Consider the following 232-nt stretch of genomic DNA (forward strand, 5'->3'; position numbering starts at 1 on the left):
GGGGGCGGCGGGGAGGCGGTCTGCGACGGCGGCCGCGGTCTGTGCGTACAGGGCGGAGAGGTCGGAGAGGTCGGTGCCCGTGCTTGCGGCGAGCGTGCGGGTGTCGTCGGAGATCTGGGCGGCCCGGTCCGCTGTCGCGAACGGCCAGTCGAGAAGTGCGACGTCCGCCTTCGCCGGGGCCTCGCGGTCGAGATTGGCGCTGATGGTCCCGACGGCCATGGTGAGATGCGCG

At 73.7% G+C, this 232-nt stretch carries 1 pseudogene; it reads right to left on the reverse strand.

What is annotated here, in order from left to right:
* Positions 1-219 (reverse strand): annotated as a pseudogene (locus tag J0695_RS39795) (hypothetical protein); the annotation flags it as partial.
* Positions 220-232 lie beyond the last annotated feature (13 nt).

Origin of the sequence: Streptomyces beijiangensis (assembly GCF_017315755.1) — a bacterium.
Classification (GTDB): Bacteria; Actinomycetota; Actinomycetes; order Streptomycetales; family Streptomycetaceae; genus Streptomyces; species Streptomyces beijiangensis.